This window comes from Streptomyces sp. NPDC048560 (assembly GCF_040650955.1).
GTDB lineage: Bacteria > Actinomycetota > Actinomycetes > Streptomycetales > Streptomycetaceae > Streptomyces.
This window is the reverse complement of the sequence record NZ_JBEZIJ010000001.1, coordinates 1,392,615-1,416,827: the sequence shown is the minus strand read 5'-3', so window position 1 is coordinate 1,416,827 and position 24,213 is coordinate 1,392,615. Positions and strand designations below refer to the sequence as shown.

General features: G+C 71.4%; 27 protein-coding genes and 1 pseudogene. 13 read left to right on the top strand and 15 right to left on the bottom strand.

The window, feature by feature from the left end:
• The gene (locus tag AB0C82_RS06490) at positions 1-717 is read left to right on the top strand and encodes an HAD family hydrolase (RefSeq protein ID WP_362836828.1); all 717 of its coding nucleotides are present in this window, start codon (positions 1-3) and stop codon (positions 715-717) included.
• A gap of 165 nt (positions 718-882) precedes the next feature.
• Positions 883-1,989, top strand: coding sequence for an aminoglycoside phosphotransferase family protein (locus AB0C82_RS06485; RefSeq protein ID WP_362836826.1), 1,107 nt, complete (start codon positions 883-885; stop codon positions 1,987-1,989).
• Here AB0C82_RS06485 and AB0C82_RS06480 read toward each other — a convergent pair.
• Both AB0C82_RS06480 and AB0C82_RS06475 read right to left on the bottom strand, forming a co-directional pair.
• Positions 1,970-2,743 carry an ABC transporter permease gene (locus tag AB0C82_RS06480; protein WP_362836824.1) on the bottom strand — a complete coding sequence of 258 codons (774 nt, stop codon included), beginning with the start codon at positions 2,741-2,743 and terminating at the stop codon, positions 1,970-1,972. The genes AB0C82_RS06485 and AB0C82_RS06480 overlap by 20 nt on opposite strands.
• The gene (locus AB0C82_RS06475) at positions 2,736-3,716 is read right to left on the bottom strand and encodes an ATP-binding cassette domain-containing protein (RefSeq protein WP_362836822.1); all 981 of its coding nucleotides are present in this window, start codon (positions 3,714-3,716) and stop codon (positions 2,736-2,738) included. The genes AB0C82_RS06480 and AB0C82_RS06475 overlap by 8 nt, the downstream gene beginning before the upstream one ends.
• An 88-nt stretch (positions 3,717-3,804) precedes the next feature.
• On the opposite strand from AB0C82_RS06475, the gene AB0C82_RS06470 reads away from it, so the two are divergent.
• Both AB0C82_RS06470 and AB0C82_RS06465 read left to right on the top strand, forming a co-directional pair.
• Entirely contained in the window at positions 3,805-4,593 is a 789-nt protein-coding gene (locus AB0C82_RS06470) for a TetR/AcrR family transcriptional regulator (RefSeq protein ID WP_362836820.1), read from the top strand.
• 196 nt (positions 4,594-4,789) lie between these two features.
• Positions 4,790-5,431, top strand: coding sequence for a TetR family transcriptional regulator (locus tag AB0C82_RS06465; protein WP_362836818.1), 642 nt, complete (start codon positions 4,790-4,792; stop codon positions 5,429-5,431).
• 85 nt (positions 5,432-5,516) lie between these two features.
• Here the strand turns inward: AB0C82_RS06465 and AB0C82_RS06460 are convergent, their stop codons facing one another.
• The 7 genes and pseudogenes from AB0C82_RS06460 to AB0C82_RS06430 all read right to left on the bottom strand — a co-directional run bounded on the left by AB0C82_RS06460 (position 5,517) and on the right by AB0C82_RS06430 (position 10,479).
• The gene (locus AB0C82_RS06460; RefSeq protein WP_362837091.1) at positions 5,517-6,110 is read right to left on the bottom strand and encodes an HAD-IA family hydrolase; all 594 of its coding nucleotides are present in this window, start codon (positions 6,108-6,110) and stop codon (positions 5,517-5,519) included.
• A 33-nt stretch (positions 6,111-6,143) separates the two neighbouring features.
• A pseudogene (locus AB0C82_RS06455) lies at positions 6,144-6,764 on the bottom strand (HAD-IA family hydrolase); the annotation flags it as partial.
• A gap of 71 nt (positions 6,765-6,835) precedes the next feature.
• Positions 6,836-7,348: a TIGR03618 family F420-dependent PPOX class oxidoreductase gene (locus AB0C82_RS06450; protein WP_362836816.1), complete on the bottom strand. Its 513-nt coding sequence runs from the start codon at positions 7,346-7,348 to the stop codon at positions 6,836-6,838.
• Positions 7,349-7,427: 79 nt separating this feature from the next.
• Positions 7,428-8,891 (bottom strand): MFS transporter, encoded by a 1,464-nt coding sequence (locus AB0C82_RS06445; RefSeq protein ID WP_362836814.1) that lies wholly within the window; start codon positions 8,889-8,891, stop codon positions 7,428-7,430.
• A 108-nt stretch (positions 8,892-8,999) separates the two neighbouring features.
• Complete coding sequence (locus AB0C82_RS06440; protein WP_362836812.1) at positions 9,000-9,488, bottom strand: MarR family winged helix-turn-helix transcriptional regulator; 489 nt, start codon at positions 9,486-9,488, stop codon at positions 9,000-9,002.
• Between the two features lie 160 nt (positions 9,489-9,648).
• Entirely contained in the window at positions 9,649-9,993 is a 345-nt protein-coding gene (locus AB0C82_RS06435) for a deoxyxylulose-5-phosphate synthase (RefSeq protein ID WP_362836810.1), read from the bottom strand.
• Positions 9,994-10,122: 129 nt separating this feature from the next.
• Positions 10,123-10,479, bottom strand: a complete 357-nt coding sequence (locus AB0C82_RS06430) for a YciI family protein (RefSeq protein WP_362836808.1) — start codon at positions 10,477-10,479, stop codon at positions 10,123-10,125.
• 402 nt (positions 10,480-10,881) lie between these two features.
• On the opposite strand from AB0C82_RS06430, the gene AB0C82_RS06425 reads away from it, so the two are divergent.
• From AB0C82_RS06425 to AB0C82_RS06410, 4 genes are all read left to right on the top strand, one after another.
• Positions 10,882-11,436: a GNAT family N-acetyltransferase gene (locus tag AB0C82_RS06425; RefSeq protein WP_362836806.1), complete on the top strand. Its 555-nt coding sequence runs from the start codon at positions 10,882-10,884 to the stop codon at positions 11,434-11,436.
• Between the two features lie 151 nt (positions 11,437-11,587).
• The gene (locus AB0C82_RS06420) at positions 11,588-12,100 is read left to right on the top strand and encodes a helix-turn-helix transcriptional regulator (RefSeq protein WP_362836804.1); all 513 of its coding nucleotides are present in this window, start codon (positions 11,588-11,590) and stop codon (positions 12,098-12,100) included.
• 28 nt (positions 12,101-12,128) lie between these two features.
• Complete coding sequence (locus AB0C82_RS06415) at positions 12,129-12,713, top strand: hypothetical protein (RefSeq protein ID WP_362836802.1); 585 nt, start codon at positions 12,129-12,131, stop codon at positions 12,711-12,713.
• A 158-nt stretch (positions 12,714-12,871) separates the two neighbouring features.
• Positions 12,872-13,210, top strand: a complete 339-nt coding sequence (locus AB0C82_RS06410; protein WP_362837089.1) for a DUF2516 family protein — start codon at positions 12,872-12,874, stop codon at positions 13,208-13,210.
• 112 nt (positions 13,211-13,322) lie between these two features.
• Here AB0C82_RS06410 and AB0C82_RS06405 read toward each other — a convergent pair whose 3' ends face one another.
• From AB0C82_RS06405 to AB0C82_RS06395, 3 genes are all read right to left on the bottom strand, one after another.
• Positions 13,323-14,684, bottom strand: a complete 1,362-nt coding sequence (locus AB0C82_RS06405) for a fused response regulator/phosphatase (protein WP_362836800.1) — start codon at positions 14,682-14,684, stop codon at positions 13,323-13,325.
• A gap of 325 nt (positions 14,685-15,009) precedes the next feature.
• A complete protein-coding gene (locus AB0C82_RS06400) occupies positions 15,010-16,071 on the bottom strand; it encodes an NlpC/P60 family protein (RefSeq protein WP_362836798.1) in 1,062 nt (353 codons plus the stop codon).
• Positions 16,072-16,413: 342 nt separating this feature from the next.
• Positions 16,414-17,241, bottom strand: a complete 828-nt coding sequence (locus AB0C82_RS06395) for a class I SAM-dependent methyltransferase (protein WP_362836796.1) — start codon at positions 17,239-17,241, stop codon at positions 16,414-16,416.
• Positions 17,242-17,439: 198 nt separating this feature from the next.
• Here AB0C82_RS06395 and mshA point away from each other — a divergent pair, with 198 nt between their 5' ends.
• The 4 genes from mshA to AB0C82_RS06375 all read left to right on the top strand — a co-directional run bounded on the left by mshA (position 17,440) and on the right by AB0C82_RS06375 (position 20,661).
• Complete coding sequence (gene mshA / locus AB0C82_RS06390) at positions 17,440-18,792, top strand: D-inositol-3-phosphate glycosyltransferase (protein WP_362836794.1); 1,353 nt, start codon at positions 17,440-17,442, stop codon at positions 18,790-18,792.
• A complete protein-coding gene (locus AB0C82_RS06385; protein ID WP_362836792.1) occupies positions 18,785-19,294 on the top strand; it encodes a YbjN domain-containing protein in 510 nt (169 codons plus the stop codon). The genes mshA and AB0C82_RS06385 overlap by 8 nt, the downstream gene beginning before the upstream one ends.
• A 302-nt stretch (positions 19,295-19,596) precedes the next feature.
• Positions 19,597-20,382, top strand: a complete 786-nt coding sequence (locus tag AB0C82_RS06380; protein WP_362836790.1) for a hypothetical protein — start codon at positions 19,597-19,599, stop codon at positions 20,380-20,382.
• Positions 20,383-20,457: 75 nt separating this feature from the next.
• Positions 20,458-20,661, top strand: coding sequence for a hypothetical protein (locus AB0C82_RS06375; RefSeq protein WP_362836788.1), 204 nt, complete (start codon positions 20,458-20,460; stop codon positions 20,659-20,661).
• 122 nt (positions 20,662-20,783) lie between these two features.
• On the opposite strand, the gene AB0C82_RS06370 is transcribed toward AB0C82_RS06375, so the two are convergent.
• The 3 genes from AB0C82_RS06370 to AB0C82_RS06360 all read right to left on the bottom strand — a co-directional run bounded on the left by AB0C82_RS06370 (position 20,784) and on the right by AB0C82_RS06360 (position 22,305).
• Positions 20,784-20,975: a hypothetical protein gene (locus AB0C82_RS06370; RefSeq protein WP_328911456.1), complete on the bottom strand. Its 192-nt coding sequence runs from the start codon at positions 20,973-20,975 to the stop codon at positions 20,784-20,786.
• An 86-nt stretch (positions 20,976-21,061) separates the two neighbouring features.
• On the bottom strand, positions 21,062-21,310 hold the full coding sequence (locus AB0C82_RS06365) for a hypothetical protein (protein ID WP_362836786.1): 249 nt from the start codon (positions 21,308-21,310) through the stop codon (positions 21,062-21,064).
• A gap of 83 nt (positions 21,311-21,393) precedes the next feature.
• Complete coding sequence (locus AB0C82_RS06360; protein ID WP_362836784.1) at positions 21,394-22,305, bottom strand: TetR/AcrR family transcriptional regulator C-terminal domain-containing protein; 912 nt, start codon at positions 22,303-22,305, stop codon at positions 21,394-21,396.
• Between the two features lie 115 nt (positions 22,306-22,420).
• Between AB0C82_RS06360 and AB0C82_RS06355 the strand changes: the two genes are divergently transcribed.
• Positions 22,421-24,028 carry an MFS transporter gene (locus tag AB0C82_RS06355; RefSeq protein WP_362836782.1) on the top strand — a complete coding sequence of 536 codons (1,608 nt, stop codon included), beginning with the start codon at positions 22,421-22,423 and terminating at the stop codon, positions 24,026-24,028.
• Positions 24,029-24,213 lie beyond the last annotated feature (185 nt).

Below are 24,213 nucleotides of genomic sequence, written 5' to 3'. Positions count from 1 at the left end.
GTGACCGACCTGCGCGGCCTCCTTGCGACTGCCCAGTGCGTACTTTTCGACTTCGACGGCCCACTCTGCCCGCTCTTCGCCCGGCATCCGGCGGAAGGGGTCGCGGAGCGGCTCGCCGCGCGTATGCGGGAACTGGGCGCCGGCCCTTCGGAGGAGACAGGCCGGGACGTCGGCAGGGACCCGCTCGCCGTCCTGCGTTCCGCCGCCGCCCGTGGGGCGTCGGCGGCGGCGATGCGTGAGCTGGAACGGTTCCTCTCCACGGAGGAGTGCGAGGCGGCGGCCAAGGCGGAACCGACCCCCTTCGTGCTGCCCCTGATCCGGCGGCTCGCCGACTCGGACCACCGGATGGCCGTCACGACCAACAACTCCCCGGCGGCGGTGATCCGTTTTCTGGAGGTGTGGGGGGTGGCCGGGCTTCCCGAGAAGCACATACACGGCAGGACGCTCGACCCTGGCCGTCTCAAACCGGACCCGGACTGTCTGCACAGGGCGCTCGACTCCACGGGGACGGCGGCGGCCGACGCGCTGATGATCGGCGACTCCCCGGACGACGTCCATGCCGCCCGGGCCGCCGGAGTGCCCTTTCTGGGCTATGCGACGGATGCCGAGAAGTACGGGAAGCTGCGGGCCGCGGGTGCGCAGGTCGTACTGGGCTCGCTGAAGACCCTGCTCCTCGCGGTGCCCGCCACGGTGCGAGGAGGGGAGCGGGGCCTCTGAGGCCACGCGGACGTCCGTGCGGGCTGTACGCCCGGTAAAGGGACGGGTGTTCGAGCGGGTGGGTCGAAGAGGGCGGACGTAACGCGGCGGTGGTAATTTCCCCGTCACCGGCCGATCCGCCGCCCCTTACCGCCGAGTCCTTCACCGCCGAGGTCATCCCCATTCATGGCAGTCGACATGACACCCGAGGTCCGCAGCCGCGCGGCGGCGACCGCCGGACTGGGCGACACCAGTCCCGCCATCGAGGGTCCCCTCAAGGGGCATCACAACGAGACGTACGTCATTCCGCTGCCGGGCGGCGCCCGGCGCTTCAAGGTGCGCGAGCCGAGGCCGGGTCTGCTCTGGTTCGACCGGCGCTGCTTCGCCTCGCAGGACCGGCTGCTCCAGGAACTGGACGGCCGGATCAGCCGGATCCCCGAGATCGTCACGGTGGGCGAGGGCGTCCTGCTGCAGGGCTTCATCGAAGGGCGGACCCTCGGCAGGGGCGTGCTGGCAGGCAAGGCACTCTCGCCGCGTCACTGCGGCCAGCTGGGGCAGCTCTTCTCCGAGTTGGTCTCCGTCGACATCGACTCCGTCGGCGCTCAGCGGATCTGCGAGGAGGCCGACCGCCCCGGCGACGGTGACACGGCCGGCTTCCTGGGCCGGCTGATCACCTTCACCGAGCAGCAGGTGTACCTCAGGCACGGTGCCCCGTACCACTCCCTCTTCGAGGAACTCCGCGTGGACGACAGTGCGTTGCATGGGCTGAGGCGACGGGCGGACGGTCTGGCGCGCCGGTCCTTCGCTCTGGTCCACGGCGATCTCCACCGGTACAACTTCGTCGTGGACCGGGCCGGGGGCGATCTGTGGACCATCGACTGGGAACTGGCCATGATCGGCGATCCGCTCTACGACCTGGCGACGCACCTCCATCTGATGCGCTACCCGCAGAAGGAGGCCGAGCGGATCGCGCGGCTGTGGGCCGGGGCGGTCGAGGAGGTCAGGCCGGGGTGCGTGAAGGGGTGGGGCGAGGACCTGGACGTCCTGCGCTCCTACAAGCGCGCCCAGTCCGTCTACACCGATGTGATCCGCGGGGCCGTCGCTCTGGAGCAGCCCGGTGGCCGGCTGAACTGGGGGCGGCTCCCCCTGGTCGCGCACCGGGTCCGTGAGGTGCTCGACGATGCCGGTGAGGTGCTGGGCGCGACGGCCGTTCCCACGCTTCCCGAGGTGATGGCCGCGTACGTCCGCTGGTTCCGTGACCGGCCCGGCCCGGTCAACGCGTCCGGATCCTGAAGAGGGCTCCCGACAGCGCGACGGCCACCAGCAGGATGCCCGCCGTCCAGGTGAGGGCGAGCCAGGCGGTGTCTCCCACGGCCCCGCCCAGGAGAAGGGCGCGGAGCGATTCGATGCCCGGCGTGATCGGCTGGTGGTCGGCGAAGCCGTGGAGCCAGGCGGGCATCGAGTCGACAGGGACGAACGCGCTGCTGGGGTACGGCAGGAACGACATGAAGAACGTGAATCCGCTCGCCGCCTCCGGGGTGCGGGCGAGCAGGCCGATCGCCGCCGAGATCCACGACAGCGCCACGATGTAGGCGAGCAGGACGACGGCCGCCGCGAGCCAGCCGGCCGCTGTGGCGGCGGGGCGGAAGCCGATCAGGAGGGCGACGCCGAGGACCAGGCTCGTGGAGAGGAGGTTGCGCACCGTGCTCGCCGCCACGTGCCCCGCCAGGATCGCGGTGCCGCCGATGTCGAGGGAGCGGAAGCGGTCGATGATGCCGCCCTTCATGTCCTCGCTGACGGCCACCGCCGTGGTCGCGGAGCCGAAGCCGACGCACAGGAGCAGGACGCCCGGAACGACGTACATCACGTACGAGTCGTACGCGGTGCCCGTGTCGATCGCGCCGCCGAAGAAGTAGACGAAGATCAGCATCAGCATGACCGGCAGCATCATCGAGGTGATGACGGCGTCGATGTTGCGGCGGCTGATGCGCAGGCTGCGGCCCGTCATGACCATGGCGTGCGCGAGGACTCCCGGTGTGTCAGACATGGGCCGGAACCTCCGCGGTGAGGGCGAGGAAGACGTCGTCGAGGCTCGCGCTGTGCACGGTGAAGCGCGCCACGTCGGTCCTGGTGGGGTCGATCTCGTCGAGGAGGGCGCGGACGTGGGCCGCCGTGCCGTCCGTGGGAAGCCCGAGAGTGAGGGTCTCGGGGGAGTGGTGGACGGCGCGGGTGGCGAGGCGCAGATAGGCCGCGCCGTCGGTGAGGACGACGTCGAGCCGGTGGCCGGAGACCCTGGACTTGAGGGTCGCGGGGGTGCCCTCGGCGGCGATCCGGCCCTTGTCGAGCACGGCGATCCGGTCGGCGAGGCGGTCGGCCTCCTCCAGGTACTGCGTGGTGAGGAGCACCGCCGCGCCCCGGTCGGCGAGTTCGCGGACGACCTGCCAGAGCTCCTGGCGGCTGCGGGGGTCGAGGCCGGTCGTGGGTTCGTCGAGGAAGAAGACGCCTGGTTCGGGGGAGCCGACGAGTCCGGCGGCCAGGTCGAGGCGGCGCCGCATACCGCCGGAGTACGTGCGGACGAGGCGGCGGGCCGCGTCGGTGAGGCCGAAGCGGACGAGGAGTTCGTCCGCGCGCCGGCGGGCGGCGGCGCGCGTGAGGCCGGTCAGGCGGGCCATCATGCGCAGGTTCTCCTCGCCGGTCTGCGTCTCGTCGACGGCGGCGAACTGGCCGGTCAGGCTGATCGCCCGGCGGACCTTGCCGCGCTCGGTGGCGATGTCGTACCCGGCGACGCGGGCGGCTCCGGAGTCCGGCTCGGTGAGGGTGGCGAGGATGCGTACGGCGGTGGTCTTGCCCGCGCCGTTGGGTCCGAGCAGGGCGAAGACGGTGGCGGGGCCGACGTGGAGATCGATGCCGTCGAGGACCCGGACCGCGGGCTTCCCGTAGGACTTGGTGAGGCCGTGCGCCTCGATCGAGCCGGGCGGGGCCGTCCTGTCGCTGCCGGTGTCACGGTCGGTGCCGCTCATGACCCGCCTCCTTCTGCGTATGGCATACGCGTTATTGCGTAAGCATTACGCAAACCTAGGATGGTGGTCAAGGGAAGGTGGGGTCCACGTGGGTGAGAAGGACGGCGCGCCGGGCGGGGCCGGTACGGGCCTGCCGGCCAGCATCGAGGCCGCCTGGGGGCTGCGCGAGCGTCCGGTCAAGGGGCCGAGGCCCGGGCTGAGCCTGGACCGCATCGTGGCCGCCGCCATGGCGATCGCCGCGGCCGAGGGGGTGTCCGCCGTCTCGATGGGCCGGGTCGCCAAGGAGCTGGGGGCGTCGACCATGGCGCTCTACCGGTACGTCTCCGCCAAGGACGAGCTCTACGTCCTGATGCAGGAGGCCGCCATGGGCCCGCCCGTTGCCCTGCCCGCACTGGAGACCGGCGCGGGCTGGCGCGAGGCGATCAGTCAGTGGGCCCTGGCGCAGCGCGACGTGTTCCACCGCAATCTGTGGGTGCTCCGCATTCCGATCCAGGGCCCGCCCGCGAGTCCCCACTCGGTCGCCTGGTGGGAACAAGGGCTCCAGGCGCTGGACGGCAGCGGCCTCCACGAGGGCGACAAGATCTCCGCCATCCTCCTCGTCGGCGGTTTCGTGCGGAGCGAGGCACTGCTGATGAGCGACCTCGCGGCGGCCGTCGAGGCGCGGGGTGTCCCCGCCCAGGACGTGATGGCCGCCTGGGAGCACACCGTGAACCGGCTCATCGACCCCGTGAGACACCCGGCGCTCTCCCGCCTGATGGCGTCCGGGGTGATGAGCGACCCCGACGAGCCGGACTACGAGTTCACCTTCGGCCTGGAACGGATCCTGGACGGCCTCGACGTGCTCGTCCGGCGCCGGCGTGCGGAGGACGGGGCCTGAGAAGCCGGGCCGCTCAGGCGGTACCGGTGGTGAGCGGCGCCGTGCCGGGCAGGCTTCGCGCCTCGATCGCCGCGTGGGCCCGCGCCACTCGCATGGTGATCACGCCTCTCCCGTGCCCCGGCCGGCCGTTCCGGCGCGGTGGGCGCACTCCGGGACGTCAAGTGCGCTTGAGGTCAAGGGCGTAGGCTTAGCAGTCATGAGTGGAGAGAAGTCCGGGTCCGGGGTGGCGGCGCACGCGCCGGTCGGTCTGCGGGAGCGGAAGAAGCAGCTGACCTATCAGGCGGTCTCCGACGCGGCGATCACCATGTTCCTGGAGCGGGGCTTCGACAAGGTCTCGGTGGCGGAGGTGGCGGCGGCCGCCGACATCTCCAAGCCCACGCTGTTCCGGTACTTCCCGGCCAAGGAAGACCTCGTACTGCACCGGTTCGCCGACCACGAGGACGAGGCCGCACGGACCGTCGCGGGCCGTGCGGACGGCGAATCGCCGCTGGACGCGCTGCACCGGCACTTCCTCGCCGGGCTTGCGGGCCGTGACCCGGTGACCGGCCTCTGCGACAACCCGCACGTTCTCGCCTTCCACGGACTGCTGTACGGCACTCCGGCGCTGGTCGCCCGGATGTACGCGTACCAGGGCCGCTCGGAGGCGGCGCTCGCCCGCGCGCTCGGCGGCGGGGTCACGGCACGGCTGGCCGCAGGTCAGATCGTGGCCGTCCTGCGCATCCTGGCCGAGGAGAACTGGCGGCGGATCGACGCGGGGGAGAGCGCGGACGCGGTGTATCCGGGCGCGGTGGAGGCGGCGGAGCTGGCCTTCGTACAGCTGAGGTCGGGTCTGGAGTAGGGCCGGGGGTCCGCCACGGCCGGACCGGCGCGGGTGCACGGGGCCGGCCGCCGGAGCCGCTCGGGAGCCGCGCGGCCCGTCGGCGTCACCCGGCGAGTACCGGGCTCAACGCCCCTTCCAGGTCCGCGGGTTCCCGGTAGAGCAGCCCGGTCATGCCCAGGGCCACGGCCGCGTCGACGTTCTCCTGACGGTCGTCCACGAACAGGCACCGTTCCACCGCCACCCCCGCACGGGCCGCCGCCGTCTCGTAGATGGCCCGGTCCGGCTTGGCCACTCCCTCACGGGCGCTGCTGACCACATGGTCGGCCAGGTCGTCGATGCCCAGCAGCACGAGGTCCTCCTCCAACTGCACGGACGCGTTGGTGACCAGGACCAGCGGCAGCCTCTCCCGCACCCGGCGCAGCAGCGCCACCACCGCCTCGTCCGCCCGGAACGGCGCCCGGGCGAGGGCGTACCCCAGCTCGTAGCCCTGCACCTCGGTCACCCGGCCGGGGAGGCGGGCGGCGATGGTGCCCGCCCATTCGTCGGGGGTGATCCGGCCGAGGAGCAGGGGCAGGTCGATCTCGGGGGAGTACGCGACGTCCGTCGTCGCGCCCTCGGGGAGGTCCACGGACCGTTCCAGCGCGGACAGTTGAGTCGTGTCGTAGAAGCGGATCACGTTGTCCAGGTCGCACAGCACCGCGTCGAAGGGACGGGTGGCGGGGGCGTCCGGGCCGGTCGCGAAACCGACGATGCCGCGAGCGGCCTCGCGCAGGCCGGTGAAGTGGCGGTGGGCGCCGGCTGTGGCGAGGGGCGCGTTCACCGACCAGACGGTCATGCCGGCCCGCAGTCCCGACAGGACTCCGGACGGGGCGTCCTCGACGACCAGGCAGTCCTCGGGCCGGGCGCCCAGCCGCTCGGCGGCCAGGAGGTACGGAGCGGGGGACGGTTTGCCCTCCTCGACCGAGGCCGCGTCCACGATCACCTCCGGCACCGGCAGCCCCGTACGGGAGAAGCGGCCGCGCACCCGGTGCTCGTAGTTGGACGTCACGAGGGCCCACGACCCGGCAGGCAGGGAGGCCAGCAGGTCCGCCGCACCCTCGAAGGCGGTGTAGTGACCGGTCAGGACGTCCTCGTCCTCCAGCTCGTGCAGCAGGGCCAGGCAGGCGGTGGGGTCCAGGTCCGGCGCGACCTCGGCGAACGTCTCCATGGGGCGGGTGCGCAGTGCTGTCCGGTAGACGTCGTCCGGGTCGAGTCCGTGGCGCTCCGCCCAAGTGCTCCAGACGCGCCGCTGGTTGGCGAGCGCGTCGACGAGGGTGCCGTCGACGTCGAAGAGTACGTACTTCGCGGGCATCGCGGGTGCCGTCCGTCCTGTGAGGTGTCCTGCTTCGTGACCGGGCCGTCGAGTATGCACGGCCCGGCCGGTCACTCGGCCGTGGGGATGTCCAAGGCCGTGCCGTACAGCCGGGACACCCGGATGCGGATCACCACACGGCGCTCGGCCACCAGCTGTTCCAGGAAGGCCGTCTCGTCCGCCGGATCCTCGAACCCCGGTGTCAGGGACAGGAGTTCACGACCGGTCGCGTCACCGGGAGCGGTGGTCGGCTCCGAGACCTCGGCCTCGCCCTCGGCCACGGCGAAGGACCAGATGTCGGGCCCCTGGACATGGAGGGCGGCGCGCGAATTCCGTCGCACGAGACGGGACTTGAGCCGCTCGTCGGTGGTGGAGACGCGTACGGTGCGGGTCTCCTCGTCCCAGTGGTAGAGGACGGTCGACAGGTGGGGGTGCCCGGTGCTCCGGACGTTTGCGAGCACCCCGAACCGCTGCTCCCGCAGAAGCCGTGACAGTTCGGTCCCGGTGAGGACCCGGGGCGCGGGCCCGCCCGCGGGCTTCTCGTCCGTCTCGGCCGGCCCGGCGGTGGTGTGTGCTGCGTTCATGGCGATGGTCCTCTCGTCCGTGCGGGGAAGTGCGGGGAGGGTCAGGCGTCGGTTCGTGCGTACGTTCGTACCGGGAAGGTCACGCGTCGGTCGTGGGGCGGCGGCGCAGTACGAGGAGGGTGACGGCGAACGCGGTGACGAGCAGCCCCGTGCCGATGCCGAAGGCCAAGTGGTAGCCGCCGGTCAGGGCCTCGGCCCGGGTGTGGCCGGCCGCCCGGAGGCTGTCGGTGCGGGTGGCCGCCAGGGTGGACAGCACGGCGACACCGAGCGCCATCCCGATCTGCTGCGTGGTGTTGAAGAGTCCCGAGGCGAGCCCGGCGTCCTCGTCGCCCGCGCCGGACATGCCGAGCGTCGTCAGTGCCGGGAGCGCGAGTCCGAAGCCGGCGGCGAGAAGCATCACGGGCAGCAGGTCGGTGACGTAGTCGGCCTGCGTGGGCAGGCGGGTGAGGAAGCCGAGCGCGGCGGTCAGCAGCACGATCCCGGCCAGCAGGACACCGCGCTCGCCGAAGCGGGTGTTCAGCCGTGCGGAGACGCCCAGCGACACGGCCCCGATGACCGCGGCGGCCGGAAGCATGGCGAGACCGGTCTCGGCGGCACCGTAACCGAGGACGTTCTGCAGGTGGAGGGCCACGAGGATCTGGAAGGAGAACAGCGCGGCCACCATCAGCATCTGGACCAGGTTGGCTCCCCGGACGGCGCGTGACCGCAGGATCCGCAGCGGCATGAGCGGGGTACGGGCGGTGGCCTGGCGGGCGACGAAGCCGCCGAGCAGGGCGAGGGAGAGTGCCCCGAGACCGAGCGTGTGCGCCGAAGTCCAGCCGTGCTCCTCGGCCTTGACGACCGTGTAGATGCCGAGCATCAGGCCCGAGGTGACGAGGAGCGCACCGAGAAGGTCGGCTCCCGCCGCCAGTCCGAGGCCGCGGTCGGCGGGCAGGACGCGCACGGCGACCGCGAGGGCGGCGAGCCCGATCGGCAGGTTGATGAAGAAGATCCAGTGCCAGTCGAGGGCGTCGGTGAGGACACCGCCGAGCACCTGCCCGATGGAGGCGCCCGCCGCGCCGGTGAAGGAGAAGACGGCGATGGCCCTGGCGCGTTCGCGCGGATCGGTGAAGAGGGTGATGAGTATGCCCAGGCCGACCGCGGAGGCCATCGCGCTGCCGATGCCCTGGAGGAAGCGGGCGGCGATCAGTACGGCGGGCGAGGCGGCGGCCCCGGCCAGCAGGGAGGCGGCGGTGAACACCGCGGTGCCGGCCACGAACATCCGCTTGCGGCCGATCAGGTCACCGAGGCGTCCGGCGAGCAGCAGCAGGCTTCCGAAGGCGATCAGGTAGGCGTTGACCACCCAGCTGAGGCCGGCGGGCGTGAACCCCAGATCGCCCTGGATGGCGGGCATCGCCACGGTCACGATCGAGCCGTCGAGCACGATCATCAGCATCCCGGTGGCGATGACTCCGAGTGCGAGCCTGCGGGTGCGGAGCGAGGGGGCGGGTGCGGCCGGGGGTGCGGGGGAGGGGGCCGGGCGAGGCGGTGCGGTGGCGGGCATCGGTCGTCTCCTGTCGGTTGGGTCGACATGAGAAACCGTAGCAGATGGTTTTGTTGCAGACTATCTCTCTCGGTCTCGCTTTTCCGTTGTTCCTCGGCCCCTCGCCGTCTACTTCTTGCTCTGGCGGGCGCGCCGCACCGGAGCGGGGCTCTCGGCGGGGGTGGCCAGGTGGCCGGTGGCGAGCTGGTTGAGGGAGCGGAGGAGCGCCGTCCTGTCGTCCTCGGGGAGCGCGCCGAGCGCGTCCTTGTGTACCCGGTCGACGATGGCCTGGCTCTGCACGGCCAGCAGGGCGCCCGACTCGGTGACCGCGATGATCCTCGCGCGGCGGTCGCGGCTGGAAGGGCGGCGCTCGGCGAGCCCGGCGGACTCCAGGGCGTCCACGGTCACCACCATCGTGGTCTTGTCCATGTCGCCGATCTCGGCGAGCTGGATCTGGGTGCGCTCCTCCTCCAGGGCGTGGACCAGGACGCAGTGCATACGCGAGGTCAGCCCGATCTCGGCCAGGGCTGCCGACATCTGGGTGCGCAGGACGTGGCTGGTGTGGTCGAGGAGGAAGGAGAGGTCCGGTTCCGTGCGGGTGGGAGTCATGGCGGTCATGCCCACCAGCGTAACAATTAGGTCCGTGGCGGATTGTCCGCCAGGAGACGGATTTCCACGGCCGCGGATCTGTGCGTCTGTGAGCCGGGTGACCGGCCCGGAGTGAAGCCTGCGCACGGCGTCATGCCCATGCCGAGTCACGCATGGAGTCAGCCCGGCCTCATGCTCCGTGTCGGTGGAGTTCGCGCCGGACGAGGACCTTGGCGAACGGTTCCCCGCTGCTCTCCGCGTACGCCATGCGCTCCCGGACCTCGCCGAGCGTGCGGGGCCGGTAGCCCGCACCGCCGAAGCAGCAGCTCTTGTGGAAGCGGATACCCGCGTGCAGCAGCACCGAGAGCGTCCGCCAGGCCGCGGTGTCCCTGCGTTTCGGCGGGGCGAAGGCCGAACCGACGTGGATCAGCGGTCCGGTGCAGCGCGGGCAGACGCGGGCGCGTGACCGGTCGTACGGCTGCTTGTACGAGGCCCTGCACGGCAGGCAGACGTACGCGGTCTTCACGTGGGACATGGGCCGAGGGTAGGGGCAGGGCACTCCCGCCCACGAACGGTTTTCGCGCACCCTCCCGAGTGCGCCGTGCGCGGGCCGGCCAGGGTCCGCGGAGTCCCCCGGCCGGCCCGATGCGGCAACCGGCCCGGGTCAGCCCTCGTCGATCTGGCGGACCTCGGCGGAGAGAGACCAGCTCGCGGGGTGGATCCGGAGGAACCGGTCGGCCCACTCCAGCGCCTCCGCCTTGTCCTTGGCGCGGATGATGGAGTACCCGCCGATGACTTCCTTGCTCTCGGTGAAGGGACCGTCGGTGTACGTCATCCTGCCGCCGGACCAGGTGATGCGGGTGCCGTCCGAGGTCGGGGTGAGGGCGGCGGTCTCCAGCATGACCCCGGCCTTGGTGATCTCCTCCAGGAGAGCGCCCATGCGCTCCTCGAAGCCGGGGCCCGGATCCTCGGTGGGGGCGTTCTGCTCGGAGCTGTGGATCATCGTCAGGAAGCGCGGCATGGTGACTCCTCGGTTCGGGGTGGTGCGGTGCTGGTGGTGCGGTGTTCCCGCAGCGGGGCCTTCCCTGCCCCTCACCCCTGCGTCGAACGGGCCGCGGCCGGATCGACACGAGCCCGGAAAGTTTTTCCAGGGTCGCCGCATCCGGTGTGCGGCGGCGGCGACCGGGCGGCATGTGCACACGTTCACACCCGTACGGCTGCCGTGTGCGGCCCTCCGGCCTCACCCTGGCGGTCGCCACCAGCGGCGACCTCGCCCTCTGGGCCCGGCCTGAGCTCCCCTTCGACACCTGAGCGGACAGCGGGAGTTCTCGCCGAAGACGCCGGCAGTCATCGCCTGCGCGGGAGTCCGCCGGCAAGCCATAACCGATCGACACCCTGATCGTGAGGAGGTTGGCTGGGCACCATGCCGGAACTGCGTACCGATCGTCTCCTGTTCCGCCGGTGGCGGGAGTCCGACCTCGAACCATGGGCGGCGATGAACGCCGATCCCGAAGTCCGGGAACACCTCGGGGAACTGCTGACGCGGGAGCAGAGCGATGCCACGGTGGAACTCATGCGGGCCGAGTTCGACGAGCGAGGTTTCGGGTGGTGGGCGCTCGAAGCGCGGGAGACCGGTGAGTTCGTCGGCCGTGCCGGCTTGGACGCGGTGGGCGAGGACATGCCGTTCTCGGGGGTGGACGTCGGGTGGCGGTTGATACGTCCGGCGTGGGGTCACGGTTACGCCACCGAGGCCGCCCTCGCGTGCCTGGCCTTCGGCTTCGGGGCCCTCGGGCTGCGGGAGGTCCTTGCGTCGACGACCGTCAACAACCTGCGCTCCCGAGCGGTGATGCGGCGGATCGGCATGACGCGGGACCCGGCCGACGACTTCGAGGATCCGAGCGTGCCCGAGGGGCCGCTTCGCCGGTGCGTGCTGTACCGGACCGCAGGAATGCCCCCGGGCAGGTTCGGTGAGGCGTAGGTCCGGGCCGGATCAGCCCGGGTGAGATCGGAGCGGGTCGCGTGAGACCGGACAGCCCGCGTGCCCAGGCACAGCCCGGTCGGCCGACGTCGGAAACACTTTTGCAAGCAGGCGCTTGCAAAAGTTAGCAAGGGTGTTGCAGTATCGAGTCATGGCATCACTCAACGTCGGCAGCCTCGGTGAGTACCTCCGCGAGCAGCGGCGCACGGCGCAGCTCTCGCTGCGGCAGCTCGCCGAAGCCGCCGGGGTGTCCAATCCGTATCTCAGCCAGATCGAGCGCGGACTGCGCAAGCCGAGCGCGGAGGTGCTGCAGCAGGTCGCCAAGGCCCTGCGGATCTCCGCCGAGACGCTGTACGTGCGGGCCGGAATCCTCGACGAGCGGGAGCGGGACGAGCTGGAGACACGGGCGGTCATCCTGGCCGATCCGTCGATCAACGAGCGGCAGAAGAACGTGCTGCTCCAGATCTACGACTCCTTCCGCAAGGAGAACGGGTTCGAAGGCGAGAGCGGTCCAGGGGCCGACGTCCGCGACACAGGTGTCGCCGGGCACGTCGGTGACGGGGATCGGGGTGCCGGTCACGACACAGTGGACTTCGGCACCGAAGCGGATGCCCGCGGCCCCCGCACGGCCGGCGGCAGTGATGCACACACACCCTCAAGCTGACTTCTGATGATCCGGGAGGACCACAGTCATGGCCATCACCGATGACCTGCGTAAGACCCTCACCGACCCCACCCCCCTCTACTTCGCCGCAGGCACGGCCGACCTGGCCGTCCAGCAGGCGCGCAAGGTCCCTGCGCTGATCGAGCAGCTGCGGGCCGACGCGCCCGAGCGCATCGAGGCAGTACGCAACAGCGACCCCAAGGCCGTGCAGGAGAAGGTGACCGCGCAGGCCAAGGAGGCGCAGGCCACCGTCCAGGCGAAGGTCACCGAGGTCATCGGGGCGTTCGACACCGATCTGAAGAAGCTCGGCGAGACCGCTCAGGACCTGGCCCTGCGCAGCGTGGGAGTGGCCGCCGAGTACGCGGTCAGGGCCCGCGAGACGTACGAGAAGGTCGCCGAGCGCGGCGAGCAGACCGTCAGGACCTGGCGCGGTGAGGCCGCCGACGAGATCGTCGAGATCGCCACCGTCGTCGAGGCCGAGCCCAAGGCGAAGCCGAAGGCCGCCCCCGAGGCGAAGCCCGTGCCGAAGCAGGCGGACGCCAAGGCCGCGCCCGCCAAGAAGGCGCCCGCGCGCAAGCCGGTGGCGAAGAAGACGACCCCGCCCGCCAAGTAGTGACAGGACGGAGAGCGACGCGCCGGTGAACGCTCGCCGGCGCGGGCCGAGAACCGAAGACCTGGATCGCGGCCCGGGCACCTCAGGGGTGTCCGGTCCGTTCTCCCGGTAGCGTGGCCACGTTATGGCCGGTCCGACAGGCGGTGGGCACTGTGTTGATGCAGGGTTTCGCGGGACTGATGTCCCTCTTGAGCTTGGCTCTGATTCTTTTGAGCGGTTTCGCTCTGGTGGACGCGGTGATCCGGCGTGAAGACGCCTACCGCGCGGCCGACAAGCAGACCAAGCCGTTCTGGCTGGTCATCCTCGCGATCGCGTTCGTCGTGATCTGGCTCTTCCCGATCATGTCGTTCCTGCCGATCATCGGGCTCATCGCGACGATCGTCTACATCGTCGACGTGCGGCCCGCCGTGCGGCAGATCTCGGGCGGTGGCGGCGGACGCCGCGGCGGTGGTTCCAGCAGCGACGGGCCGTACGGTCCTTACAACGGCGGTCGCTGAGCCGCTGCGACGTCGGCGCCGGTCCGCTGGGACGGTGAGCCGAGCCTCGGAGCGACGGCGCCGAGCCGCTGCGACAGCGGGCGCCGACCCCTCGGAGTGACGGCCCCGAGCCCTACAGCGGCGTGCGCTGGGCGTTCGCGGGTGTGGCCGAGCCGGAGCGGGGGCGGGGGAGACTCCGCCCCCGTCGGCGTATGAGCTCCTCGTCCCGGTCCAGCAGCAGGACCGCGACGTCGTCGGTGAGTTCCCCGCCGTTCAGTGACTGCACCTGCGTGACCGCGGCCTCCAGCAGCGCCTCACCGGTGAGCCCTTGTTCCAACTGACGGTTGATCATCGCGACCATGCCGTCCTGGCCGAGTCGCTGGGTGCCGGTCGGGCCGACGCGTCCCTCGATGAGACCGTCGGTGTACATCATCAGGCTCCAGGAGCCGCCCAGTTCGACCTGCCGACGCGGCCAGCGGGCGCGCGGCAGCAGTCCGAGGGCCGGGCCTCCGTCCTCGTAAGGAAGCAGATGCGCCGCGCGCCCCTGTCGGGCGATCAGCGGTGCGGGGTGGCCCGCCAGGCAGAGTCCGGCGCGGCGGCCGTCGGGCGAGATGTCGACGGTGCAGAGCGTCGCGAAGATCTCCTCGCTCTCCCGCTCGTGTTCCAGCACCTGCTGGAGCGTGGAGAGGAGCTCGTCCCCGCACAGACCGGCGAGGGTCAACGCCCGCCAGGCGATCCGCAGTTCGACGCCGAGCGCCGCCTCGTCCGGGCCGTGGCCGCAGACGTCCCCGATCATCGCGTGGACCGTGCCGTCGGGCGTACGGACCGTGTCGTAGAAGTCGCCGCCGAGCAGCGCGCGGCTGCGGCCGGGCCGGTAACGGGAGGCGAAGCTCAGGTCCGAGCCCTGGAGGAGGGGCGTGGGCAGCAGCCCGCGCTCCAGCCGGGCGTTCTCCTGGGCGCGCAGCCGGGACTCGGTGAGCTGGTGCTGGGCGATGTCCGCGCGCTTGCGCTCCACCGCGTACCGGATGGCGCGGCTCAGCAGCCTGCCGTCGAGCTCGCCGCGGAACAGGTAGTCCTGGGCCCCGACCCGCACCGCCTCGGCGGCCAGCTCGGCGTCGTCCTCCGCCGTGAGCGCGAGGACGGCGTGGCGCGGCGCGATGCGCAGGACGTGCTTGAGCGTGGCGAGGCCGTCCGGCTCCGCGCCGGCGGGGTCCCCGTCGGCGCGCGTGTCGGTACGGGCCTCGGACCGGGTCTCGGAGCCGGTGGGAAGGGCGAGGTCCAGCAGGATGCAGTCGACGTCGTCGGTGAGCAGCCGGCCTGCCTCGGTGAGGTTGCGGGCCGTGCGGACGCGGACCCGGGTCCCGGCGGCGGACGGCAGCTCGGGGACGCCGAAGGTGCCCGTGGGGTCGGCCTCGATCACCAGGAGGGTGAGGTCGGCGCCATAGGTGGCGTCCACAGCGGGCACGGCGCGGTGCTGCGGTTCGGGTACGGGCATCGGTTCGGGTTTCCTTCCCTCCCCCCGAGGGCGCGGCGGAACGACGATCGACGACCCGCCAGACGGGGACGATAGCGGTCCCTGGCACGGGAACGGAATGGCGAACGGCACGCGGCCTCCGTCATATGCGCAGTCATAAGCCGCTTCCTGTCACGGAACCGGCGAGATCAGCGCACCCGCGCAGGGATATGGGCCATGACAAACATCACCCGTCCCGGGTGCCCCCACGTGGTTTGGCTCACGTCGAGGCCGTCGCGCGGGGTGGCGTGGCTCACGGGGCGGGGCGCGCACGGGCGGACCGCCCACACCCGACGGCGCCGTATGCCTACTTGTCCGGTCGGACCACTCCCAGGATCGCCATCGAACCCGCGCCCGTCAGCGTGACGTTCCGGCCGGGGCGCGGTGCGTGGACGATCGCGCCGTCACCGACGTACATCCCGACGTGGCTGGCATCCGCGTGGTAGATGATCAGGTCGCCGGGGCGCATGTCCTTGATGGCGATGCGCGGGAGCAGGCGCCACTGTTCCTGGGACGTGCGCGGGATCGGGCGCTTGGCCGCCGCCCACGCCTCCGACGTCAGGCCCGAGCAGTCGTACGAGTCGGGGCCCTCGGCTCCCCATACGTACGGCTTGCCGATCTGCGCCGTCGCGTAGGCCACCGCCTGCTTGCCACCGGCGCTCGCCTCGCGGTTGATCTCGCCGAGGGCGCCGGAACCGAGCCAGGCGCTCTGTGCCTGGTACTCCGCCTGCTCCTCCAGCTTGAGGAGCCGTACCCGCTCCTCCTTGGCCAGCTGGGATTCGAGCTTCCGCGCCGCCGCTATCTGGGCGTTGATCTTCTTCTTGGCCTTCGCCTGGTGGAGGCGGTTGGCCTCGAGCTTCTCCCAGTTGATGCTCGCGTCCTTGGTGTACGTCTCCAAGTCCTCCTGCGTCCGGGTCAGTTCGGCCAGGACGCTCTTGGACGCCTGCTGCCCCAGCCTGACCTGGTTCACCCCGTCGAGGAAGAGCTGTGGATCGGAGCTGAGGACGAGCTGCGCACCGGGCGGCAGGCCGCCGTTGCGGTACTGCTCGCGGGCCTGGGCGCCCGCTCTGTTCTTGAGTTCGGCGATCTTGGCCTGGCCGTCGACGATCGCCTTGGCGAGCTTGATGATCTCGCCGGACTGCTTGGCCGTCTGCTCCTCGGCAAGGTTGTACGCGTCGGTGGCCGCGCCCGCCTTGCGGTAGAGGGTGTCGATCTGCTGCCGCACCTCTTCGAGGCTCGGCCTCGCCGCCGCTGGGGCAGTGGGGGCCGGCTCGGGCACCGGCGCGGCCATCGCCTGGACCGGCGCGGCCAGTACGGCCAGCGCGCAGACCAGCGTGATCGCGGCAGCGGCACAGTGGCGTCGGTTCACGGACTCCCCCTCCGGGCACAAAGCGACACAAGTCAGACCGTATGAATACGGTCACCTGACTTACCGTCAGTAACTTTTGAGCAACCTCGCGATCGTGCCATGTCGTCACGTAAAGCAACAGAGGCTGACACCACCTGACGCATCACACAGCCCGCCCCGAGGGGCGGGTGACTGACACCCCGTCGTGTCGACGAACGGTGAGCCGTGAGTGTTCCCGGGAGCACCCTCACGGCGTGTCGGCGTGGGGGGCGCTCCACCGGGACACGGTCCCCGGCCCCCTCCGCGACGCGTCGAACGTACGCGGACCCGACCCCCCTCCGCGACGCGCTCGGGGTCTCTGTTTCACGGGCCGTTGGGCCGCAGCGCATCCCATCGCACCGTGAGCTCACCCTGCCGCCACCGACGTTCCCCGTCCGTCAGTGGCCAATCGCCGGAAAGAGCCCGGGCCATCGCGATCCAGCGCTGCCGGGCGCCCAGCGAGGCGTACGGGGAGGCCGCCGCCCAGGCCCTGTCGGCGTCACGCAGGAAGGCATGGACCTGCTCACCCGGCACGTTGCGGTGGATCAGCGCCTTGGGGAGGCGTTCCGCGAGGTCGGACGGGCGCTCGAGCGAACCCAGCCGGGTCGCGAACGTGACCGTGCGCGGTCCCTCCGGGCCCAGCGCCACCCACACGTGCCGTCGCCCGATCTCGTCACAGGTGCCCTCGACGAGCAGTCCCTCCGGCGCCAGCCGCGCGCAGAGCCGCCGCCACACCGCCTCGACCTCACGCTCGTCGTACTGCCGCAGCACGTTCGCCGCCCGGATCAGCGAGGGACGCAGGGCTCCGCTCGCGACGGTGGCGCCGCCGGGCACGACGCCGGCCGGGACCGGTACCTCGAAGCCGCCGTGGACGAACGCGAGCCCCTCCCGTTCGTACGGCTTCGCCGCCGTCACCCGCCCGGGGTCGATCTCGATGCCGACCACCGCCGTACGCGGTTCGGCGGTGCGCAGACGTTCCAGCAGCTCCACGGCGGTCCAGGGGGCCGACCCGTAGCCGAGATCGACGGCGACGGGGTAGTCCGAGCGGCGCAGGGCGGGGCCGTGGGTCGCGGCGATCCAGCGGTCCATACGGCGCAGCCTGTTCGGGTTGGTGGTCCCGCGGGTCGCGGTGCCGATGGGGCGCTGGCGCATGACAGCGAGCGTATGCGACGCGGTAAACGGGGAAGACGGTCGGCCGGGCCCCAGGGCTTCCCTGGGCCGTCCCGCGGGAGCACGGCTCGGTCATGGTTCGGTAAAGCGGAATGAACTGCCGCATGTCGCTGTTCTGGCTGTGCGTAGGGACCAGTGCGCCCTTCAAAAGTGATGCCTGAGCGAGGAGGACCGGACGACGTGAGCCAGTACGTCTCTCGGCTCGGCGGCAGTCGCGTGGCGCCGCGCATCCGGTTCCCCGGCGGTTTCCCGGGCACGCACCGCAGGCCGCGGCGCATCGCGATGCTGTCCGTGCACACCTCGCCGCTGCACCAGCCCGGCACGGGCGACGCGGGCGGTATGAACGTCTACATCGTCGAGCTGGCCAAGCGTCTCGCCGCGATCAACATCGAGGTGGAGATCTTCACCCGGGCCACGACCGGCGCGCTGCCCCCGGCGGTGGAGCTGTCGCCCGGCGTCCTGGTGCGGCACGTCGACGCGGGCCCTTACGAGGGCCTGGCCAAGGAGGAGCTGCCCGCGCAGCTCTGCGCCTTCACGCACGGCGTGATGCAGGCCTGGGCCGGTCAGCGCCCCGGCTACTACGACCTCGTCCACTCCCACTACTGGCTCTCCGGCCAGGTCGGCTGGCTGGCCGCGCAGCGCTGGGGCGTTCCGCTCGTCCACGCCATGCACACCATGGCGAAGGTCAAGAACGCGGCGCTCGCCGATGGCGACACCCCCGAGCCGGCCGCCCGCGTCATCGGCGAGACCCAGATCGTGCGCGCCTCGGACCGGCTCATCGCGAACACGGCCGAGGAGGCGGACGAGCTCGTCCGCTTCTACGAGGCCGACCCGGGCAACGTCGCAGTCGTCCATCCCGGCGTCAATCTGGACCGTTTCCGCCCGGCGGACGGCCGCGCCGCGGCCCGTGCCCGGCTCGGACTGCCCCAGGACGCCTTCATTCCGCTCTTCGCCGGCCGTATCCAGCCGCTGAAGGCCCCCGACATCCTGCTGCGCGCCGCGGCGGTGCTCCTGGACCGGGAGCCCTCGCTGCGCCACCGCATGATCGTCCCCGTCGTCGGCGGGCCGAGCGGAAGCGGTCTCGCCAAGCCGGAGGGCCTGCAGAAACTGGCCGCGCGGCTGGGCATCGCCGATGTCGTACGGTTCCACCCGCCGGTCGGCCAGGACCAGCTCGCCGACTGGTTCCGGGCCGCGTCCGTGCTGGTCATGCCCTCGTACAGCGAGTCCTTCGGCCTCGTCGCCATAGAGGCCCAGGCGGCCGGCACCCCGGTCGTCGCCGCGGCCGTGGGCGGCCTGCCGGTGGCCGTGCGGGACGAGGTCAGCGGCTTCCTGATCCCCGGGCACGATCCGGAGGCGTACGCGTCGGCGCTGGGCCGGTTCGTGGACACGCCGGAGCTCGTCGGCCGGATGGGTGCGGCAGCCGCCGCGCACGCCCAGTCGTTCGGCTGGGACACGGCCGCGTCGGGAACCTCCGACGTGTACACGGCAGCGATGAACGAACACCGCCGTCACGTACGCTCGCACCATGGCTGACGTACCCGACGAAGCAGCAGTGGCGCAGGTCATCGAGTCGACGCTGAGCGACGCGGAGCTCGAATGGGAGAGCCCGGAGCCCGGCACGTACGTCGTGAAGCTGCCCGGTACCCGCAAGCTCTTCACGACGTGTTCCCTGCGCGTCGGCAGGCACTCCCTCTCCCTCAACGCCTTCGTCATCCGCCACCCGGACGAGAACGACGCCGGGGTGCACCGCTGGCTGCTGGAGCGCAACCTCCGCCTCTTCGGGGTGAGTTACGCGGTCGACCGCCTCGGTGACATCTACCTGGCCGGCAAGCTCCCGCTGGCTGTCGTCACTCCGGACGAGCTGGACCGCCTGCTCGGCACGGTGCTCGAAGCCGCTGACGGGTCGTTCAACACCCTGCTCGAACTGGGCTTCGCGAGCGCGATCCGCAAGGAGTACGCGTGGCGGGTCTCGCGCGGCGAGTCCACGCGGAACCTGGACGCGTTCGCCCACCTGACGCAGCGTCCGTCCGACTGACGGCTCCGGCCCCGCGCGGACGGACCGGCTTTGCGTCCCTCCCTGCCCCCGGCTTCCCGCCTCAGCTCGGTCCTCGGCGCCCCGGGCGACCCTCCGCCCGCCCGATGGTTGTACTCCGGCAGATCCCGGTCGTACGCACAGAGTGATCACAGGGAAATCACAATGCGCCCCCTGACTGGTCAACGCCCTCATCGGACGCGCGTCCGAATCTAGAGTGTGACGCACTGCGACGATCCATCCCGCACAGCATCTAAGTGCCCTGCGGGCAAGGGTCGTTGTTCCATGAGACGGAGAGATGAACCATGCGCGCCACCGCCGTACGCCGTACCGCCCTCGCCGCTTCCGTGGCCACCCTGGCCCTGCTGGCCACGGCCTGCGGCGGCTCGGACTCCAGCACCAAGGGTGACGACGCGAAGGGCGGTGCCAAGGAAGGTGCCGCCGAGAAGCCCGCGGCCACGGCGCTGACCGCCGCCGAGCTGGAGAAGGCATCCCTGAAGCAGGGCGACGTCAAGGCCCACAAGATCTCGAAGGGCGGCCCCGAGGACACCGTCGCCGCGGCCGACGTCGTCGTCGACAAGGAGGAGTGCGCTCCGCTGGCCCGGGCACTGTACGGCGCCGAGGAGGGCAAGCCGACGGCGGCCACGAAGCGCAAGGTGGTCAGCGAGCCCAAGACCGAGGAAGCCGCTTCCACCGAGGACATGGAGGACGCGCTGACGGCCGCCTTCGACCTGACGTCCACGCTGGTCTCGCTCTCCTCCTTCGACGGTGCGACCGCCGAGGGCAACGTCGCCGACCTGCGCAAGGCCGCGACCGACTGCGCCGGTGGCTTCTCGATCACCATGGCCGGGGACAAGCAGCAGGTCACCAAGATCACCGAGGAGAAGACCTCGGGCGGCGAGGAGGCCCTCGCCTGGACGCTGGACGTCACCCAGGGCGGCCAGAAGGTCCCGATGAAGCTCGTGGTGCTGCGCCAGGGCGGCACCGTCGCCACGCTCACCTCGTTCAACCTCGCCTCGATGAGCGGCAAGGAGGTCACGTTCGAGCTCCCGGCGGACGTCATCGCGGCCCAGGCGGCGAAGCTCGCCTGATCCCCGCCCGTCCGAACCGCGCGCCCTGCCGAACGGCGGGGCGCGCGTGTGTGTGAGCGGGGCGCGCGTGTATGTGTGAGCGGGGCGCGCCCGCCTACCGGGCGCGGACCCGCAGGGCAGCATGCGCGTGCCCGGCAGGACACGCGCGTCAGGGCAGTTCGCCAGGGCGGCACCGTCGCCACGCTCACGTCGTTCAACCTCGCCTCGATGAGCGGCAAGGAGGTCACGTTCGAACTGCCGGCGGACGTGATCGCGGCCCAGGCGGCGAAGCTCGCCTGATCCCCGCCCGTCCGAACCGCGCCCCCTGCCGAACGGCGGGGCGCGCGTGTGTGTGAGCGGGGCGCGCACGCTTACCGGGCGCGGACCCCAGGGCAGCGCGCGTGCCCGGCAGGACACGCGCGTCAGGGCAGCGGTACGAGCCTCACCACGGTGACGGTCAGGACCGACCCGGAGACGTAATAGAGGACGATGGCGCCGAGGACCGTCGCCTCGCGGCGGTCCCGTTCGCTCTTGACGGCGCACGAGCCGTGTCCGTACGGATCACGGCCCAGCGTGCGCGCCATCGCGTCGCGGAACGGATCGCCGTCCCGCATCTTGGCCAGGGTGTCGTCCGCCGGCGGCGCGTAGGAGATACGGAACGCTCCGGCACCCGGCCGGCCGCGGTCCCTGCGGTGACGGCTCAAGACATCTGCCGCCTCTCGGCCTCGTCCTGCGCGAGCCGGACCAGGATGCCCTCGGCCTCCGGATCGGGCACGGCCTCCAGCATCCAGTGCCGCATGACCGCATGGATCTCGTCCACCCCGGCCTCGTTGATCGCATGGTCGAACTCCGTGCGTCTGTCCTCGGGCAGGGCGGTGCGGATGGCAGGGATGCTGTTGGGCACGTCGACTTCGGTGCCGCCGACGAAGGTCTTCAGAGGCTCACCCATGATCGTCTCCCCGATCTCCTTGCGATCCACGCCCGTTCGCGTGCGTCCACGCGCGTGTCAGGGACAGTCCACGATGCGCACGATCATAGGGTCGTGGCCTGCTCGGTGAGCACCTGTACGCCGTCCAGGATGCGTTCGAGGCCGAACTCGAAGAGCGTGCCCAGTTCCAGGTCGAACTCGTCAGGTCCGAAGAGTGTCGACAGCGTCGGATAGGCCCCGGATGTCTGAATCGCCTCCATCCGGGGCTCGTTGGACGCCATCCACTCGTCCGGCGTCATCCCGGTGTCCTGCCGCGCCAGCGACTCCAGCTCCATCGCCACCGCGATCCCCTGGGCGAACCCGAGCAGGGTCAGGTGCGTGTGGAGCATCTGGGCCGGGGTGAGGCCCAGACCGCTGAGGGAGGCCAGGACCCGTTCCGTGTAGCGCATGGCGTGGGGCGAGGCCATCGGCCGGGTGAGTGCGGCCATCGCCCGTGCCAGCCACGGGTGACGCTCGTACCTCGCCCACAACCACCGTGCCTCCACGGTGATCCGGGCACGCCACGAAGCGGCCGACGGATCCGTGGGCGCCTCCCTGAACACCGCTTCCGCCATCAGTCGTACGAGTTCACCCTTGCTCGGCACGTGCCGGTACAGCGTCATGGTGGAGGTGCCGAACTCCGTCGCGATCCGGCGCATCGACAGGGCGCCGAGCCCCTCCGCGTCGGCCAGTTCGATCGCCGTGCGGATGACGCGTTCGGCGTTCAGCCCCTGCCCCGGTGCCGCCCCGCGCTCCCGCCGGCCATCCGCCACCACGGTCCCGACCCCGGGCACCGCCCGCACCAGACCCTCCTGCGCCAGGGCGGCCAACGCCTTCGACGCGGTGGCCATGGCGACCCCCCACTCCTGCGTGATGCGCCGGGTCGAAGGAACCGGATCGCCGGGTCCGAGCTCCCCGGAGGTGATGCGGCGGCGGATGTCACCGGCGATACGGAGGTAGGGCGGATCGCTGACCATGGCGGCACTGTACTAGTGCGCCGGAACGCCGTCCGCCCACCTGGGAAAGGGGCGGTGCGCAGGTGCACTAGGCATCTGATTGCGGTGTACGCGCGGTCCCGCTTCCGTAGCCCTCATGGAGACGAAAGCCCTGACGGAGACGAATACCGGCCCCCACGCGGGCCGCAAGGAATGGATCGCCCTCGGCGTCCTGATGCTGCCCCTGCTCCTCGTGTCGATGGATGTCTCGGTCCTCTACTTCGCGATCCCGTACGTGAGTGAGGACCTGACACCGAGCGCCACCCAGCAGCTGTGGATCCTCGACATGTACGGCTTCGTGCTCGCCGGGCTCCTCATCACCATGGGCGCACTGGGCGACCGGCTAGGCCGCCGTGCCGTACTCCTCACCGGGGCCCTGGTGTTCGGCGCCGCCTCGGCGCCGGCCGCGTACGCCGGATCCGCCGAGGCGCTCATCGCCGTACGCGCTCTGCTCGGCCTGGGTGGCGCCGCCCTGATGCCGTCGACGCTCGCCCTCATCCGCAACCTCTTCCACGACGCGCGCCGGCGCGCCAGGGCCGTGACCGTCTGGACGGCCGTGATGACGACGGGCGTCTCCCTGGGACCGGTGGTCAGCGGGCTGTTGCTGGAGCACTTCTGGTGGGGCTCGGTGTTCCTGATCAACGTGCCCGCGATGCTGCTCCTGGTGGTCCTGGTCCCGTTCCTCGTACCGGAGTTCAGGTCGAAGGCCCTGGACCGCGAGCCGTTCGACCTGCTGAGCGCGGCGCTCTCGCTGGCCGCCCTCCTGCCGGTGATCCACGGCGTCAAGGAACTCGCCCGGCACGGCTACGCGCCCCTGCCCGCCCTCGGGATCGGCGGTGGGCTCGTACTGGGTTACGCCTTCGTCCGCCGCCAGAAGAGCCTGGCGCACCCGCTGGTCGATCTCGGCCTGTTGCGACAGCGTGCGTTCGGCGGCGCGGTCGGCGCGAACCTGCTGGCGATGTTCGCCACCGTGGGCATGGCCGTGTTCTTCACGCAGTACCTCCAGTCCGTCCTCGGCATGGGCCCGCTCGAAGCCGCCCTGTGGAGCCTGGTGCCCGCCGTGGGCGTCATGGTGATGGCCCCGGCCGGGGCGCTGCTCGCGCAGCGCTTCGACCGGGCTTACGTCATGGGCGGCGGGTTCGTCGTCTCCGCCTGCGGTTTCCTCTGGCTGACCCAGATCCGTCCCGACTCGGCGCTCTGGTTCACCCTCACCGGCGGCGCCGTCTACGCGGGCGGCCTGGTCGCGGCCATGACCCTGGCCAACGAACTCGCCCTGGGCGCAGCCCCGCCGGAGCGCGCGGGCTCGGCCGCGGCGGTCCTCGAATCGGGCCAGGAACTGGGCGGCGCCCTCGGTATGGCAGTCCTCGGTTCGGTCGGCGCGGCGGTGTACAGCCGGGACATGACGGCGACTCTGCCGTCCGGCCTGGCGGACGGTGATGCGGTACGCGAGACCCTGGGCGGCGCCTCGGCGGTGGCCGCCCACCTTCCGGAGGCCTCGGCGGACGCGGTCCTCGGCGCCGCCCGCGACGCCTTCACCCACGGGATGAGCTACGCGGCGGTGGGCGCCGCGGTGATGATGGCGGGGGCGGCGGCGCTGTCCCTGGCACTGCTGCGGGGGACCTCGGCTTCGGGCAGCGAAGCTCCTCGCACCTCCGGTGCGGACGGCGCGAAGCAGAGGGTGGGAACAGGCAGCAGCCCGCTGTGACGTGGGAACGTGGACGGAGCGTTGCGTACAGCGCTCCGACCGCTCCACGAAGGTCCGTGGCAGGCGGCGGCACATTCGCCCCCGCCGCCGGCCCGGCCCGGCCCCGGCCCGGCCCCGGACCGGCCCCGGACCGGCGTGTCCCGGCCCAGGCGGCCGATGGAGTCGCTGCCGCATAGTCACCGGAT

Excerpts from the sequence above, each read along its gene's own strand:
- AB0C82_RS06380 (WP_362836790.1), top strand. The coding sequence starts at position 19,597 with ATGCGCGCCACCGCCGTACGCCGTACCGCCCTCGCCGCTTCCGTGGCC.
- AB0C82_RS06425 (WP_362836806.1), top strand. The coding sequence starts at position 10,882 with ATGCCGGAACTGCGTACCGATCGTCTCCTGTTCCGCCGGTGGCGGGAG.
- AB0C82_RS06410 (WP_362837089.1), top strand. The coding sequence starts at position 12,872 with ATGCAGGGTTTCGCGGGACTGATGTCCCTCTTGAGCTTGGCTCTGATT.
- AB0C82_RS06465 (WP_362836818.1), top strand. The coding sequence starts at position 4,790 with ATGAGTGGAGAGAAGTCCGGGTCCGGGGTGGCGGCGCACGCGCCGGTC.
- AB0C82_RS06395 (WP_362836796.1), bottom strand. The coding sequence starts at position 17,241 with ATGCGCCAGCGCCCCATCGGCACCGCGACCCGCGGGACCACCAACCCG.
- AB0C82_RS06430 (WP_362836808.1), bottom strand. The coding sequence starts at position 10,479 with ATGCCGCGCTTCCTGACGATGATCCACAGCTCCGAGCAGAACGCCCCC.
- AB0C82_RS06435 (WP_362836810.1), bottom strand. The coding sequence starts at position 9,993 with ATGTCCCACGTGAAGACCGCGTACGTCTGCCTGCCGTGCAGGGCCTCG.
- AB0C82_RS06385 (WP_362836792.1), top strand. The coding sequence starts at position 18,785 with ATGGCTGACGTACCCGACGAAGCAGCAGTGGCGCAGGTCATCGAGTCG.
- AB0C82_RS06445 (WP_362836814.1), bottom strand. The coding sequence starts at position 8,891 with ATGCCCGCCACCGCACCGCCTCGCCCGGCCCCCTCCCCCGCACCCCCG.
- AB0C82_RS06365 (WP_362836786.1), bottom strand. The coding sequence starts at position 21,310 with ATGGGTGAGCCTCTGAAGACCTTCGTCGGCGGCACCGAAGTCGACGTG.
- AB0C82_RS06415 (WP_362836802.1), top strand. The coding sequence starts at position 12,129 with ATGGCCATCACCGATGACCTGCGTAAGACCCTCACCGACCCCACCCCC.
- AB0C82_RS06355 (WP_362836782.1), top strand. The coding sequence starts at position 22,421 with ATGGAGACGAAAGCCCTGACGGAGACGAATACCGGCCCCCACGCGGGC.
- AB0C82_RS06480 (WP_362836824.1), bottom strand. The coding sequence starts at position 2,743 with ATGTCTGACACACCGGGAGTCCTCGCGCACGCCATGGTCATGACGGGC.
- AB0C82_RS06360 (WP_362836784.1), bottom strand. The coding sequence starts at position 22,305 with ATGGTCAGCGATCCGCCCTACCTCCGTATCGCCGGTGACATCCGCCGC.
- AB0C82_RS06485 (WP_362836826.1), top strand. The coding sequence starts at position 883 with ATGGCAGTCGACATGACACCCGAGGTCCGCAGCCGCGCGGCGGCGACC.
- AB0C82_RS06420 (WP_362836804.1), top strand. The coding sequence starts at position 11,588 with ATGGCATCACTCAACGTCGGCAGCCTCGGTGAGTACCTCCGCGAGCAG.
- AB0C82_RS06405 (WP_362836800.1), bottom strand. The coding sequence starts at position 14,684 with ATGCCCGTACCCGAACCGCAGCACCGCGCCGTGCCCGCTGTGGACGCC.
- AB0C82_RS06370 (WP_328911456.1), bottom strand. The coding sequence starts at position 20,975 with ATGCGGGACGGCGATCCGTTCCGCGACGCGATGGCGCGCACGCTGGGC.
- AB0C82_RS06450 (WP_362836816.1), bottom strand. The coding sequence starts at position 7,348 with ATGAACGCAGCACACACCACCGCCGGGCCGGCCGAGACGGACGAGAAG.
- AB0C82_RS06475 (WP_362836822.1), bottom strand. The coding sequence starts at position 3,716 with ATGAGCGGCACCGACCGTGACACCGGCAGCGACAGGACGGCCCCGCCC.
- AB0C82_RS06440 (WP_362836812.1), bottom strand. The coding sequence starts at position 9,488 with ATGACCGCCATGACTCCCACCCGCACGGAACCGGACCTCTCCTTCCTC.